General features: G+C 51.0%; 14 protein-coding genes. All 14 read right to left on the minus strand.

Features of this window, described 5'->3' with window-relative positions; translation table 11 throughout:
• Positions 1-26: 26 nt before the first annotated feature.
• The 14 genes from QCD60_RS01910 to QCD60_RS01975 all read right to left on the minus strand — a co-directional run bounded on the left by QCD60_RS01910 (position 27) and on the right by QCD60_RS01975 (position 15716).
• Positions 27-431, minus strand: a complete 405-nt coding sequence (locus QCD60_RS01910) for a flagellar protein FlaG (protein ID WP_279781885.1) — start codon at positions 429-431, stop codon at positions 27-29.
• A 56-nt stretch (positions 432-487) separates the two neighbouring features.
• Positions 488-1321 (minus strand): flagellin, encoded by an 834-nt coding sequence (locus tag QCD60_RS01915; protein WP_110186287.1) that lies wholly within the window; start codon positions 1319-1321, stop codon positions 488-490.
• A 475-nt stretch (positions 1322-1796) separates the two neighbouring features.
• Positions 1797-2633: a flagellin gene (locus QCD60_RS01920; RefSeq protein ID WP_279781888.1), complete on the minus strand. Its 837-nt coding sequence runs from the start codon at positions 2631-2633 to the stop codon at positions 1797-1799.
• Between the two features lie 164 nt (positions 2634-2797).
• Positions 2798-3745 carry a flagellar hook-associated protein FlgL gene (flgL, locus tag QCD60_RS01925; protein ID WP_279781890.1) on the minus strand — a complete coding sequence of 316 codons (948 nt, stop codon included), beginning with the start codon at positions 3743-3745 and terminating at the stop codon, positions 2798-2800.
• Between the two features lie 8 nt (positions 3746-3753).
• Positions 3754-5391 (minus strand): flagellar hook-associated protein FlgK, encoded by a 1638-nt coding sequence (gene flgK, locus QCD60_RS01930; RefSeq protein ID WP_279781892.1) that lies wholly within the window; start codon positions 5389-5391, stop codon positions 3754-3756.
• Between the two features lie 90 nt (positions 5392-5481).
• Positions 5482-6507: a flagellar assembly peptidoglycan hydrolase FlgJ gene (gene flgJ / locus QCD60_RS01935; RefSeq protein WP_279781894.1), complete on the minus strand. Its 1026-nt coding sequence runs from the start codon at positions 6505-6507 to the stop codon at positions 5482-5484.
• A 7-nt stretch (positions 6508-6514) separates the two neighbouring features.
• The gene (locus tag QCD60_RS01940) at positions 6515-7606 is read right to left on the minus strand and encodes a flagellar basal body P-ring protein FlgI (protein WP_279787865.1); all 1092 of its coding nucleotides are present in this window, start codon (positions 7604-7606) and stop codon (positions 6515-6517) included.
• A gap of 67 nt (positions 7607-7673) precedes the next feature.
• Positions 7674-8357 carry a flagellar basal body L-ring protein FlgH gene (gene flgH / locus QCD60_RS01945; RefSeq protein WP_279781896.1) on the minus strand — a complete coding sequence of 228 codons (684 nt, stop codon included), beginning with the start codon at positions 8355-8357 and terminating at the stop codon, positions 7674-7676.
• Between the two features lie 34 nt (positions 8358-8391).
• Complete coding sequence (gene flgG / locus QCD60_RS01950; protein ID WP_279781898.1) at positions 8392-9177, minus strand: flagellar basal-body rod protein FlgG; 786 nt, start codon at positions 9175-9177, stop codon at positions 8392-8394.
• A gap of 28 nt (positions 9178-9205) precedes the next feature.
• Positions 9206-9952, minus strand: a complete 747-nt coding sequence (gene flgF, locus QCD60_RS01955) for a flagellar basal-body rod protein FlgF (protein WP_347949905.1) — start codon at positions 9950-9952, stop codon at positions 9206-9208.
• Positions 9953-10145: 193 nt separating this feature from the next.
• Positions 10146-11036: an AraC family transcriptional regulator gene (locus QCD60_RS01960; protein WP_279781900.1), complete on the minus strand. Its 891-nt coding sequence runs from the start codon at positions 11034-11036 to the stop codon at positions 10146-10148.
• A gap of 272 nt (positions 11037-11308) precedes the next feature.
• The gene (gene sulP, locus QCD60_RS01965) at positions 11309-13048 is read right to left on the minus strand and encodes a sulfate permease (RefSeq protein ID WP_279781903.1); all 1740 of its coding nucleotides are present in this window, start codon (positions 13046-13048) and stop codon (positions 11309-11311) included.
• 19 nt (positions 13049-13067) lie between these two features.
• Positions 13068-14795 carry a TIGR01244 family sulfur transferase gene (locus QCD60_RS01970; protein WP_279781905.1) on the minus strand — a complete coding sequence of 576 codons (1728 nt, stop codon included), beginning with the start codon at positions 14793-14795 and terminating at the stop codon, positions 13068-13070.
• 54 nt (positions 14796-14849) lie between these two features.
• Entirely contained in the window at positions 14850-15716 is an 867-nt protein-coding gene (locus QCD60_RS01975) for an MBL fold metallo-hydrolase (RefSeq protein WP_279781908.1), read from the minus strand.
• Positions 15717-15905: the final 189 nt, after the last annotated feature.

The raw sequence follows: 15905 nt of genomic DNA on the forward strand, positions 1-15905 counted from the left end.
GCCCCCCCGTACATAACGCATATTTACTAAACCTTGTTATCGACCATTACTCCGGTAGCTTGACCTAAATCGTGCTGAAGCTCCTGAATTCTAGTCGCCAACTTCCTTACTTCTTCTGATGGTATCTGTCGGATAACATTTCCAGTATCAGTGTCGATAACACTAATCACAGGCTGCTTGCCATTAGCCTCATCCACGCTGAACGACAAAGAACGATTCTGCCCCTGAATGATAGAGTTTATATCGTCAACGGATTTCGACAAATCACTCATTGACGCAGGCTCAGCCTGCTGGGCAGCTCCTGAATCGGCAGACTTATCGACGCTGGAGCCTGCTGTATCTGCTACAACCCCTCCCTTGAAATCACTGCCTTGGACAGAAATTGACGAGGGGTAACTTATAGCATTGGCCTTAGAAGTATCAATTTCCATACCAGTCTCCTGTAATAGGGCCAGCATTTAACCTGCCAGCCCTATTATCGGTTAGCTTACCCCAGCAAAGACAGCGCGATTTGCGGCAGTGAGTTGGCTTGGCTAAGAATTGACGTACTCGCTTGCTGAACGATCTGATTCTGAGTCAGAGAGGCAGTTTCAGATGCAAAGTCAGTGTCTTTGATCTGTGACTTCGCATCACTTACGTTCTCAACGATATTACTGAGGTTACGAATGGTTGAGTCAAAACGGTTCTGAATAGCACCCAAATCAGCACGAGCACCACCGATAGCAGATATTGCATTATCAATAGTTGCCAAAGCCGTAGATGCGCCAGTTGCTGTAGATATATCAACACTGGTCAGACTCAAACCGGTAGCACTAAAACCAGACAAACCATCCGGCGCAGAAATATTCACGCTGATAGTCTGGCCAGCGTTGGCACCCACCAGAAACTTGGCAGAATAACCACCGGTCAGGATGTTAGTACCACCAAACTGGGTAGTTGTTGCGATTCGGCTAATCTCAGTCACAAGTGCAGTCACTTCTTTTTGAAGTGCAGCACGGTCGGAACTTGAGTTAATACCGTTCTGAGACTGCACAGCAAGTGTACGAATACGCTGCAGGGCAGTAGTAGTTTCATCCAGAGCACCTTCAGCCGTCTGTGCGACCGAGATACCATCGTTAGCGTTACGGATAGCCTGGTTCAGACCATTAATCTGCGAAGTCATACGGTCACTGATCTGCAGACCGGCAGCGTCATCTTTCGCACTGTTAATACGATAACCTGAGGACAGGCGCTCGTAGGAAGTTGCCAACGCATTTGTTGAATTGTTCAGCTGCCGCTGAGCATTCAACGACGACACGTTAGTGTTGACGTATAAGGACATAATTAAGCCTCCTGAAGAAACGCAGCCACTCTCACACGGCTACTCGGTGACCAAACTGGTCGTTTTCTGCACGACTTTCAAAGAAACGTCGCCACATAAACTCTCACCTTACTCGGGTTATCGACCAGCCTTTGTAGGACTTGAGACTTTTTTTGCCGCTAATGGCAAAAAATTTCCTCATAGCAGGCAACTCTTATCCTCAACAACTACAGAACGTAACTTAACATTAGGCAACAAAGGCACTCTTAAAATTACCGCGACCGACTTCACACAGCACAGAAGTCCCAGCACGAAAGCGTTCGCTTATGGCATACTTTGTGCTGGACTATAAAACGAAAAAGGCCAGAGCAATGCTCTGGCCAATGAAGCTCAACTTTAGGAGAGATTGAGCGACCTACTTAACCCATCAATGAACTCAGAAACTCTCACAAAAGCCTCCTGAAGTTCATTGATGGGTATTCTTTTGTATCCCCTCTTAGCCTCCAAGCAGCGACAGCGCAATCTGCGGAATCGAGTTGGCCTGACTCAGGATGGAGCTACTTGCCTGTTGTACAATCTGGTTCTGAGTTAGGGATGCTGTTTCTGATGCAAAGTCAGTATCTTTGATCTGTGAACGCGCATCGCTTACGTTTTCTACAATATTGGTCAGGTTACGAATGGTAGAGTCAAAGCGGTTCTGGATCGCACCAAGATCCGCACGCTGACCACCAATTGCAGAGATGGCAGCATCGATCGTAGCCAGCGCTGTTGAAGCACCATCTGCAGTTGATACATCCACTCCACTAATACCCAGGCCTGTAGCACTGAAACCGTTCAAGCCATCTGGAGTTGAGATGTTAACGCTAATGGTCTGGCCAGCATTAGCGCCCACCAGGAACTTGGCAGAATACCCACCGGTCAAAATGTTAGTACCACCAAACTGAGTGGTAACAGCTATACGGCTAACTTCAGTCAGCAATGCAGTTACTTCTTTTTGCAGAGCTGCACGGTCTGAACTGGAGTTAATACCGTTTTGGGACTGAACAGCCAGAGTACGGATACGCTGCAGTGCAGTAGTAGCTTCATCCAGTGCACCTTCAGCGGTCTGCGCGACGGAGATACCATCGTTAGCATTACGAATCGCCTGATTAAGACCATTGATCTGAGAAGTCATACGATCACTGATCTGCAAGCCTGCAGCATCATCTTTTGCACTATTGATTCGATAGCCTGAAGACAAACGCTCATATGACGTTGCCAAGGCGTTAGTGGAGTTATTTAATTGACGTTGAGCATTCAGTGAAGATACGTTGGTATTGACATATAAGGCCATTTTAATCTCTCCTAAACTTTCTAATTTTAAGATGCGATATTACATCTTTGATAGTATTTATATCGACCCACCCATTATTTCCTTTAGGATTTTTTTTAATTTTTTATTAGAAAAGTGAAGGGCCGCATAAGCGGCCCTTCAGGTGATGGCGAGAGGCGGGGTCATTAGAGGTAGTCGAAGAGACTCATTCCCTGGATCTTGACATAGGAAGCCTGAGCAATCTGCAGAGCACTGGTGCTCTGCGTGAGGTTAGTCACAGCTTCATAGTAGTCTGCCTCTACAAGACTGGCACGTTGTGATGTATCTGAAACATCGTTTGCCTCGAGGGTAGCCTGAACGTTGTCCGCCACATTCTGTCTTGCACCGATGCCAGAAACGGTTCCCAATACGGTGTTATAAGCAGTATCAATATTGTTTAGATACTTTGACAAATCAACACTATCACCAGAGCTATTACGCAGCGCATCAATAGTCTCGCTTACTACATTCAATATATTGGTACTATTTCCTGTCGAATTACCATCAGCATCAACTTCATCAAAAGTGAATACACTGTCACCAGGATCGTTTTTAGCCAGAGAAACATAACTGGAAATATCTATATTGGTTTTCCCAGAATCCCCCTGATAGGAATATGTCGTATATCCTGTCGTTGATGTTGCGTCCGCAGTGAAAGGCTCTGTCTTAGTCGCGTGGCCGGAGAATATATAATTCCCCGATGAGTCCTTTGAGTTCATCAGATCTTGCAATTCCGTCATGCGATCTTCTAACTCTTTGGCAATAGCCTCTCGATCACTGTCAGACAGCGCACCGTTACCCGCCTCAGTCACCAGGCTTTGCACCCTCAGCATAGAGGTTTCAACACTACCCAGGACACTTTCCTCATAGCTCAAAGAGTTGTTGAGAGAAGTATTATTGCGCTGATACTGACCAGACTGAGCCAACTTTGATGAAATACGACTTGCTTGTGTTGCTGCTGCCGGGTCATCGCCCGCCGTAATAACACTATAACCAGAACTTAATTCCAGATTAGCGCGTGACACCGTTTCCTGATTTTTCTGCAGAGATGTGAGCCCCTGACGATAAATTTGCTGAGAAGAAATACGCATCATTGTCCCCCTCAACTAATCGCACTTAGCAAGGTACTGAACGTTTGCTGCGCAGCAGAAATAACCTGCGCTGCTGCCTGATAGGCCTGCTGAAATTTGATCAGGTTAGCTGCCTCTTCATCTTCACTAACAGCCGAAACGGAGTCACGAATATCCTGAGCACTGGAAAGCAGCGTTGCATTACTCTCCTCAGCCATTGAAGCCTTACTGGCGTATCCGCCAACATCACCAATGATCTGAGAATACGCACCCTCAAAACTTAAAGACCCATCCACAATGGAACTATTTTGCAAATCAGCCAGCAACTGCCCATTTGAATTGTCTCCACTAACATCCGTCGTACTGCCCGATGCCGCGAACGCTAACTCCTTCGACGTAATATCCGTAGTACTAAGCTCGCCAGCAAAGCTGTATGTAGGGCGAATAAGAAAACTATCCCCGTCAGATGGCGTCCCTGAAAATGAGAGATCAAAACCATCAACGGTAAAATCAGGGCCCGCACCCGAAGCCACCTCACTACCATCACTGGAGCGCGTGATAGTGTATTCCCCCGTTCCGGAGTCATACCTTACTGCGTAATCACTGGAGGTCAGCGTGGACGGATCCCAACCGGTTGGAAATGTGAGCGTCCCAGATGCCGAGCCATCATTGTTGGAACTGGCAAGGACACGATTACTCACCGTATATGAGCCACTTAACGCCGGGTCAAACAACGCCTGTCCCGCATCACCGTTCAGGTCCACACCCTGCTCCAGCACAGAGTTGACGCTCTCTGAGAACGTCATGGCCAGCTGGCCAACCTGATTAATGGTCGGGTTAAGAATTTCATCACGATATTCAATGGCCCCGCCCAGCGACCCTCCTGAAATTTTTGAGGAGATAGAGGTGGTGGAATTACCGATTGAGATATCCAGCTGATTCTTGTCGTATTCGCCCTGAACGACGTTAAGGTTGGTCGACGTAACCCCCGCCACCAGCGCGTCGCCACCATTCAGGTAAACGTTAACCATGCCGTTCTCAGCATCAGCTGTATATACACCCACCTGCTCAGACAACTGACGAATCACCTCATCACGCTGATCTTCAAGATCAGGCACGGACTGACCCTGGTTGTAGGCAGAGCTGATCTGGCTGTTCAAATCAGCCAGTGACGTCGTCAGGCTGTTGATCGACGTTACAGAGCTGGTGATAGTGTCATTGATATCACTCTGCTGACTCAGCAAGGTGTCGTTTACCTGATTGAAGACACCCGACAGCTCCTGCGCATTGGAAAGCACCAGGCTTCTGCTGGTCGTATCGGAGGGGTCGGAAATCGCATCATTGACAGAGGCAAAGAAACTGGAGATGGAATCAGAAATAGAATTTGTCGAGCCCGAGATCAGTTCATCCAGCACCTGTGAAAGTTGCAACTTAGCTGACGACTCCTGATAGACGGAGGTCTGCGTCTGCAGATTTTTCACTGCATACTGATCGGCGATGCGGCTCACAGATGATGTCGTTACACCGTAAGTCGCGCTGGAGTACTGAGTGACAGTTTGCCGGCTGTAACCTTCGGAGTTGATATTCGAGATGTTGTTGCTGGTCACAGCCAAGCCCGCCTGGCTGGCCCTAACACCCTGCATCCCGATATTGATCAATGAACTTGACATAGCAACTCTCCATACGTGCCATGTTTAGCGGCCGTATTTATCACTTCTTTAGCGGCAGATGGCGTCAGCACAATAGCGCACGGTTATACATTACAGCTGATTCAGCCCCCCCAGGGCACTGTTCATACGATCACTTCGGGCAATCTGGCTGATTTTGGAGGCGTAGTTAGGATCGGTCGCATATCCCGCTTTCTGCAATTCCTGCACGTATGCTTCACCGTTCGTACTGTTAGCCAGCGCCTGTTGATAGCGTCCATTTTGTTTAAGGAAGCTCAGATAGTCGGCGAAGCTATCTGCATAAGAGTCGTAGGAGCGGAAATACGCGTTCTCTCTTACGGGTACACCGTTACGGTACTCCAGAGTAGAGGTAGCAGTGGTCTTACCGTCCCAGTTACCGTTCGCTTTGATACCAAACAGGTTATGGCTGTTACTGCCATCCTCATTAAGAATCATTCGCTGCCCCCAGCCGGACTCCAATGCAGCCTGAGCAAGTAAGTACCTCGGATCCGCCCCCATGGAATCAGCTACCTGCTTAGCTTCGGGATAGAGCGCTTGAACAAATTCATCTGCAGAATCAATGTCACCGCCATCTGAAGAATAGGCAGATGAAAAACTGCCAGTCCCCTGAACCGAATTGCCGCCCTGCTTTGCCATCAGGCTGGCGTAAAGGGCATCCATATCCAGATTGCTATTGCCGCCCGATGACGAAGCATTGCCATGAGAGGCCAGAAAATGCCGAATACTGCTATCAACCTGAGTCACGTCTTTTTTACTGTCACTGTGACTGTTGGTGCCGCTGCTGCCATGTGTTAACTGACGGGTCAGGAAGTCAGATAATCCAATACCACCTGACTCACTGATATTGATACCCATCTGCTGATCGAGCATGTCCTGATAGAAGTTCATTTCAGAACTGTTAAAGACGCCATCCGGGTTAATGGACTGATTCGCCTCTCGCATGGACTTGAGCATCTGATTGACAAACAACGACTCAAACTGCTGCGCCACCTTTTTAATGGCCTCAGGAGACTGATCAGACTTCACCTCGTGCTGAAGCGACTGCAGTCGATTCAGATCGGTGAAGACTTGAGACTGTGAGGTTGTTTGCCCAATCATGATGACCTCAGATCACTACCAGTTCCGCCTGAAGTGCGCCAGCCTGCTTTAACGCCTCCAGAATAGCCATCAGGTCGCCAGGGGCTGCACCCACGCTGTTTACAGCATTAACAATATCCTTCAGCGTCGCCCCTGCCGGTGAAAATTCAAACATATGGCCACTGCCAGAATCCACTTGAATACCGACTCGGGGAGTAATCACAGTACTGCCGCCTGACAACGGATTTGGCTGACTCACCTGCGGGCTCTGCGTAATAGAAACAGTCAAAGCGCCATGTGTAATGGCAACAGGAGATACCCGCACGTTCTCGCCGATCACGATAGTGCCGGTACGGGAGTTGATAATCACCTTGGCACGCTCATCACCCTGAGCAATTTCCATATTCTCCAGTACAGAGAGGTAGGACACTCGTTGCGATGGGTCACGCGGCGCTCTGACACGGATAGAAGTGGCATCCATAGCCTCTGCAACACCAGCGCCCAGCAGATTATTAATCTGTTCGGTGACATGTTTGGCAGTCGTGAAATCTGGCCGGTTCAGGTTAAACACCAGTGAATCTCCCGTATTGAAGCCACTAGGCACGATCTTTTCTACCGTAGCACCTGCAGGAACCCTGCCAACATTCAACACATTCACAGTGATCTTGGAGCCATCAGTCCCCTCAGCACCGAAGCCACTCACGACCAGGTTCCCCTGCGCCATAGCGTATACCTGACCGTCAGCGCCACGCAGAGGAGTCAAAAGTAACGAACCACCTCGGAGGCTTTTCGCATCTCCGAGTGATGACACCGTGACATCAATGGTCTGGCCGGGCTTGGCAAAGGGAGGTAAATCAGCCGATACGGCAACTGCGGCGATATTTTTAGAAGAGGGCGTTGTTGAACTACTTAAGGAAATACCGAACTGCTGCAGCATATTCTTGAAGGTTTGACTGGTGTAGGCAGCACTGGATTTATCCCCTGTGCCATCCAGACCGACGATCAGGCCGTATCCAACCAGCTGGTTAGTACGTACCCCGGCAACATCAGCGATATCTTTCAGCCGCTGCGTTACTTCAGCCTGACTGACAGCAGAAATTATCATCCCGATGATCAGCATAGCGGCACTCAACAGGCTCGCCTTACCCTTCAATCTCATCATTGCCCAAACCCTCTCAAAAGTGCCGTTACAGGGGCCACAAGGCGCTCATAAAGAACTTACTCAACCATCCCATCATAGACGCGTTTTGCACCTGTCCATTACCGCTATAACCGATGCGCGCATCTGCAATCTTGGTAGAGCTGATCTCGTTATCCGGAGACACATCCTCTGGTCGGATCAAACCGGTGATACGAATGTATTCATCTCCCTCTGTCAGCGTCAGCCATTTCTCCCCACGGATCCGCATCACCCCATTAGGCATCACTTCAGATACCGTGACAGCAATCGTACCTGCCAGATTGTTCTGCTGACTGGCATCACCGCTGCCACTGAAACTGCCGTTTGAACTCAATCCAGTCTGAAGACTCAACCCTCCCACACCAAACGCATGCCCCAGTATTGTAGGATTGCTGATCGTTTCAGAAGAGGCTTTCGACTCGGTGGAGGAAGTGGATTTAGACGACTGCGTTGTCTCTTCAAGGTTAATTACAATGATGTCCCCTACTCGGTGAGCACGGCGATCACCATAGAGCGCCATTTCATACCCTGGCTGATAAATGGAGCCATTGTTCTCTCGCGGAGGGTTCATCTCCTGCGAGGTCACAGGTGCATAGGCAGGATCATTCGGTTTGACATTCTGCGCATTGCAGCCTGCAAGCACCGACAGCACAACAACCCCTAACGGTAGCGTGAGTTTTCGTACGTTCATTTTTTGCACCTACCTACTTCTCTTCATTTACTGCTTACAGCTGCTGCGTCACATAAGACAGCATTTCATCGGCGGTAGAGACCACCTTGGAGTTCATTTCATACGCGCGCTGAGTGGTAATCAGTTTTACCAGCTCTTCTGCAGCATTGACGTTGGACGATTCCAGCATGCCCTGTGACGTCGTCCCGAAACCATCATCACCGGGCGCACCATCATTGGGAGCACCACTGGCAGCCGTTTCCTTGAACAGGTTATTGCCGACAGCCTGCAGGCCAGCAGGGTTCACAAAGGTCGAAATCTGAATCGTCCCGGCCACTTGTGGATTGGCAGTGTCGCCATTCAACACCACTTCCACATCGCCATTAGTACCTATAGTAATCTGCGTCGCATTAGCAACATTGATCTCAGGATCGAGAAGGTAGCCATCAGAGGTGACGATATTGCCATCGGAGTCGAGCTGAAAACTGCCATCACGGGTGTAGCCAATAGAGCCATCAGGCATCTGCACACGGAAGAAGCCATCACCCTGAATCGCCACGTCCAGCGTATTGTCTGTCACATCCATGTCGCCCTGAGTAAAGATCTTCTCAGTGCCCACAACACGCACACCGGAACCGATCTGCAGACCCGAAGGCAAACGCGTGTCAGCGGTAGACAAGCCACCGGGCTGGCGTTTGATCTGATAGAGCAGGTCTTCAAAATTCGCGCGGTCTTTCTTGAAACCTGTCGTACTGATGTTGGCAAGGTTATTGGAAATCGTTGACAGTGACAGATCCTGAGCATTTAACCCTGTCTTGCTGATCCACAAAGCCGCTAGCATGAAAGTCCCCTTATGTCGCTACAGGATATCAAGACGATTGCAGCAGCTGATTCTCAGCGCTGGCATTGTCGTCAACCGTCTTCATCATTTTGATATTTAATTCGTACTGCCGGGAAAGAGAGAGAATGTTGGTGAACTCCTCCACAGCATTGACGTTACTGGTTTCCAGATAACCCGACGCGACCTGGACATTGGCATCAGGCGCAGCAGGTGTACCGTTCTCCATGGTAAAAAGGCCGTCTTCACCTTTTTTCATGTCACGAATATCCGGATTGACCAGCCGCAGACGATCCACTTCGGCAATGGCAGAAGGTTCGTCACCCTGAGCTACAACAGAGATCGTGCCATCTGAGCCGATATTCACTTTGCTCGAAGGTGGCAACACGACAGGCCCGCCGTTGCCGAGCACCGGCAACCCCTTGCCGTTACGCAGTACGCCAAGAGCATCGGTATGCAGGTTGCCCTCACGGGTATATGCCTCGGTACCATCTTCCCGCTGAACAGCGATAAAACCAGAGCCACTGATCGCAACGTCCATATCACGCCCAGTGTGATCCAGCGTACCTTCGGTAAAGTCTGTGCCAGGGTTTTCGGTCATGTTGTATACCCTTGTTGGGTAAGACTCACCGAACACCTGCATGGACCGGGCTTGCTCAAAATCGCGCTTAAAGCCGGTGGTGGTGACGTTAGCCAGGTTGTTAGAGTGTATGGCCTGTGCCCAAAGGTTCTGTTTGGCACCTGACATGGCCAAGTACAGCGCTCTATCCATCGACATAAGGACACCTCTTCACTATCTCTAAGGGGTAGATAGCAATCAGCGTGCCGATTTAGTGGCTGGCTTTACAAAATCATGAAGTTAGCGATTTCAGCTGCGAATCACGCGGGTGTGAAAAGAGCTGATGCCATCTGCTATATAGCGGATGGCATGACAGCAAGACAGTGAAGGGCGGCAGAGCCAGATAGCTGAATCACGCTACCTTGCTGGTGAAACGCAGCTGCGCCTGCTGACGGTATTCGCGCGGCGTTACTCCTTTCAGCTCCTGAAAGCGGCGATTGAAGTTGGCGATGTTATTGAAGCCTGCCTGATAGCAAATCTGAGTGATCTGCTCATTGGTTTCACTGAGCATGATACAGGCACGACTGATCCTGACACGGTTGAGAAACTCAATAAAGCGATTACCCGTTGCCTTGCGGAAAAAGCGCGAGAAGTTACTTTCACTCATACCAACCAGCTCAGCCACCTCCAACAGCGAAATGGAGCGATCACAATGCTGGTTAATGTATTCCACCACCTGATTAATACGCTGCTGCTGACTCTCACTGGCGGTGTTGTTCATCTGCACGGTGGACAGCAAACGGTAGTCATTCCATTGCGCCAGCTCCTGCATGAAATCCAGAAAGTGCAGAAGCCGATGCAAACCACTGCTATCACGAATCTTGTCAAAGTGCCGCTGAATATCCTGAAAGGCCACCCCAACGAACTCGATACCAGAGCGTGCACGCTCCAGCAGGGGTGATAACTGGCCTAACTCGGGCAGAATGTCTGCCACTTTGGCAAAGGTTTCTTCAGGAAACTGCAGGGCACGATCTCTCACTGCCACGGCAGTAACGTCATTACGGCAAATCCAGTTATGAGGCAAACGCGGGCCCGTAAGAATCAGCTGCCCGGGAGCAAACGTACCCACATAGTCACCCACAAAGACCTTGCCACTGGTGGCCACAATGAAATGAAGTTCAAAGTCATCATGAGCATGCCAGCGAATGAGTGGGCTAGGATGCCCGTGATCAAGATAGCGTATTGTTTCGACACCCGGGTCTTTCAGCTCGAACTCTGGTGTCAGGGGAATATTGTTATGCATTATTTTCCCTCGGTCTGTGCATGACTGAGGGAATTATGTGGACCCGCTCAAAGATTAACCAGTACAAAGACAGAGCAAAACTATACTTTCTTGCAGCTATTTTCATTGATGACTCTATTGAGCCGCAAAATAGTACTGACTTAAGCGAGACAGACGTCAAAACGATGGACTTTGGCAGCATAAAACAGCGAATCAGCACTCCAGCACAAATGGCCGATTCGCCTGATCACTTATCGGGCTCATAACTGCACCGTCTGGCCCGAACACATCATCTAGCTCACAGAGTGAAGTACCCGCGCGACCGATGGTGCAGAATGCAGTGCCTTCCAGGCATCGAACTGGCTGAGAAACACCTGACCACTGAGTTCTTCCAGAAAGTGACTGCGCCTCAGCATGTCCATGACCGGCCCTTTCACTTCTGACAGGTGAAAGTTCACCCCACTGTCTCGCAGACGATGATTGATCGCCTCCAGACTCTCCAGAGCCGACGCATCAATCAAATTGACCGCCGGACACATCAGCACCAAATGCCTGACCTTAGGCTGACTTGCTACCAGGTCATAAATCAAATCCTCTAAATAGCGTGCGTTGGCGAAGTAGAGGCTTTCATCAATGCGCAGCGTGACAATGGCAGGATCTGTCTCCACTTGATGACGGCAGACATTGCGAAAGTGCTCGGTGCCGGGAACCCGGCCAACAATCGCACTGTGCGGGCGACTGGTGCGGTAGAGATAAAGCAGAATGGACAAGGAAACCCCAGCCATAATGCCGACCTCCACACCCTCGACCAGCGTGAGGAGGATTGTTGCCATCATGGCAGCGAAGTCGCTTTTAGAGTATGTCCAGGTACGCTGCAGCGCTCTGAAATCTACCAGGCTCAGCACCGCCACAATAATGGTTGCCGCCAGGGTAGCCTTTGGCAGGAAGTAAATCAGCGGAGTCAGCAGTAAAGCAGCCAGTGCAATGCCGATGGCGGTGAACGCACCAGCCGCCGGGGTTTCTGCACCAGCATCGTAGTTAACAACAGACCGGGAAAACCCTCCGGTTACCGGGAACCCACCCGACACGGCAGAGGCAATATTTGATGCGCCGAGGCCGATCAGCTCCTGATCAGGCGAGATACGCTGACGACGCTTGGCCGCCAGCGTCTGCGCCACGGACACTGACTCGACAAAGCCAACAATACTGATCAGTAATGCCGATACCAGCAGCTCCTCCCACATGGAGGACGTGAACGCAGGCAGTTGCAGACGGGGCAGACCAACCGCGATCTCACCAACGATCTTCACCCCCAGCTTGTCCAGCCCCGCCCCCCAGGTCACCAGTGTTGTCAACGCCACTGCCAGCACCGGACTCGCTTTCGTCAGAATGTCTGCATGACGAGCATTCAGACCACGACGCAATAGCAATGGCTTTAGAAAGGTACGACTCCAGAATAGGAATACTGTGGCAGAAACACCTATCAACACCGTAGGCCAGTGAATGTACTGCAGCTGCCGGAGCAACTGCACAAGGATATCAACCAGTGTATCGCCATCAGCCTTAACTCCCAGCAGGTGCTTGAGCTGACTGGCCGCAATGATGAGGCCAGACGCCGTAATAAAGCCGGAAATAACAGGATGACTGAGAAAGTTCGCCAACAAACCCAAGCGCAACACGCCCATAACAATCAGCATCGCACCGGATATCGCCGTCAGCATAATCGCCGCAGCCAGGTATTCAGCCGAGCCTTGCTGAGCAATATTGCTGGCCGCCGCTGCGGTCATAAGCGAGACCACGGCGACCGGCCCCACTGCCAGCGTTCGGCTGGTGCCAAAGACGGCATAGGCCACCAGTGGAAGGATACTGGCGTACAACCCTACCTGAGCAGGCAGACCCGCCAGTAAAGCGTAGGCCAGGGACTGTGGTATCAGCATGATGGTGACAATCACAGCAGCAATGGCATCACTGGTGAGAGTGTGGCGGTTGTATGTTTTCAGCCACGTAAGTATAGGCAGATAGCGGGCTAGCATCCTGATTCTCCTCTACCCTTTACTTCCGCTCGCCAAAGTCGCATGCCTGCTGCGAACTGTGGCTGGCAGGAGAGTGCTCAAGCAATTGAGGAGCGGCCAGCCACTCACGCCCTTTCAACATGGCTTCCCAATATAGCCAGGGCAGCATTTTTTCTTTGAGGAACCATGAAAGACGGCTGGGCTCACGTCCTTCCAGTAGCCATGCAGGGAAAGAGGGCAACAGTTTGCCACCGTATCCAAACTCAGCCAGCACGATCTTGCCGCGCTCGACCGTCAACGGACAGGAACCGTAACCGTCATAAATGGCGCGTGCCGCCTGGCCTTGCAATGCCATTAACACGTTCTCCGCCACGACCGGCGCCTGCTTGCGTACAGCCGCTGCCGTTTTGGCATTAGGGGAGTTGGCACAGTCGCCCAGCGCAAAGATGTCGCCATGGCGTTTGTGCTGCAGTGTCTGGGTATCCACATCCACCCACCCTGCCGCATCAGCCAAAGGGCTGCTACGTAAAAACGCCGGCGCCTGTTGAGGCGGACATACGTGCAGCATATCGAAGGACTTCTCCTCCTCAGTCACTTCCCCCGTGGGCGCAGTGATGCGGAACAGTGCCCGACGCGCGGGGCCATCAACCTCAATCAGGTTATGCTGAAAACTGAGCTGAATGCCGTATTTCTCTACATACCTCATCAACGCTGGCACGTAGTCGGCAACGCCGAATAACGCAGCACCGGCCGTACAGAACTCGACGTCGATGTCTTTCAGGCGGCCTTGCCGCAACCAGTGATCACAGGACAGATACATAGCTTTCTGCGGTGCACCTGCACATTTGATCGGCATGGGAGGCTGACTGAATAAAGCCTTACCACGACGTGTGCTCTGTACCAGCTCCCAGGTGTATGGCGCCAAATCAAACTGATAGTTGGAAGTGACACCATTCTGCCCCAATGTCGCCCTGAGCCCCTTGATAGCCTCCCAATTGAGCGACAATCCCGCAGCGACCACCAAAGCCCTGTATCCCAACGCCGTGCCATCTTCCAGCTGTACTAGCTGATGCTCTGGCTGAAAAAGGCTGGCAGCCGTCTGGTACCATTTCACTCGGTCAGGCATCACACTGGCCATATTGCGCACCGTATCCTTACGCTCAAACACACCACCGCCGACCAGAGTCCAGCCGGGCTGATAGTAATGGAGTGTGTTGGGCTCAATGATGGCAATATCCAGATCAGGCTGGCGCTTTAGCAGACTTGCCGCTACTGCCTGCCCGCCAGCACCTCCCCCAACAATCAATACATCGTGACGGACAGTAACGCCGGGACGGATCGATACCTGACTGGCGGAGAGGCCTAACCTTTCACGCTGGGCAGACAGATCGTAGCCTGCCGCTAAAGTAGCATTAAGAATGGCCTCAACAGACAAATGATGCGCCTCAGACAAGGCCCACAGTGTGGTGCTGCGAGTTCCCGTACGACAAAACGCCAGTACTGGCCCTTGCACGGTGTCCAGCAGATGAGTGAAAGCCTGCACATCTGCAGTCGTGATGTTACCCGACACTACAGGCAGATAATGCCAGGCCAGTCCATTGAGCCGGCAAGCCTCTTCCAGCTCCGTATTGAGAGGCTGATCCTCTCCTTCCTGCTCTGGCCGGTTAGCAATAACAGTGCGAAATCCCATTGAGGCTGCAAGACCAATATCAGCGACATGGATTTGCGGACTGACGCTGATGAAGGGTGTTAACTGACGAACATCCATAGGTATCTCCCGGAGAAATTGCTGTTTATTCTTTCGCGAACAGACTCAAGACGATCAGAACAGGTTGATTGGCACTTTCAGATAAACCTGCCCGTTACTCTCCTCCGGGGGCATATGCCCTGCCCTCATATTGACCTGCACAGAAGGCAGAATCAGGCGAGGCATGCTCAGGGTGGCATCACGCTGTGTTCGCATTGAGACAAAGTCAGCTTCGGATGTTCCCTGGTGCACGTGGATATTATTCTCGCGCTGCTCCTGCACGGTCGTCTCATAGGCATAGTGTTCACGCCCAGGCGCTTTGTAGTCATGGCACATGAACAGGCGAGTATCAGCAGGCAGGGCATATATTTTATTAATGGAGCGAAACAGGGTAGCTGCATCGCCTCCGGGGAAATCACAGCGTGCGGTCCCATAGTCAGGCATGAACAGGGTGTCACCGACAAACGCAGCATCACCGATGACGTAGGTCATGCAGGCAGGTGTATGGCCAGGCGTATGCATCGCAGTTGCTACCAGCGTCCCGACCCTGAATAGCTCACCATCAGTGAACAGATGATCAAACTGGCTGCCATCACGAGCGAACTCGGAACCTGCATTGAACGCCTTACCGAAGGTTTCCTGAACTACAGTAATGTGGCTGCCAATCCCTATGCGCCCATCCGTATGCTCCTTCAGGTAGGGTGCCGCCGACAGATGATCTGCATGCACATGGGTTTCAAGAATCCACTCGACGCTCAATCCATGCAGTTTGACGAAGTCCAGAATAGCTTTAACCGACGCAACGCTGGTTCGCCCTGCCGCGTAGTCAAAGTCGAGTACAGAGTCGATGATGGCACAGCTGGTGGAGTCTGGATCCCTGACCAGATAACTAAAGGTGAAAGTAGACTCATCAAAAAATGGAGTAACTACAGGGCCTCTCATCGTCGACACCTCTAAAAAACAAAATGGAATATGCTTATATCAATATTTGAATATACTAATATTCAAGCCACAACAAGCCAAGAGTAAGGAGAAAAATGGCGCGAAATTGCGCTATTGGTTGGCTACAAAAAAGAAAGATGTGTCAAACGATGCGAGCGGTAACTGCAGATGAGCAGGCCCAGAAACACG

Source organism: Pokkaliibacter sp. MBI-7, assembly GCF_029846635.1.
Taxonomy (GTDB): Bacteria; Pseudomonadota; Gammaproteobacteria; order Pseudomonadales; family Balneatricaceae; genus Pokkaliibacter.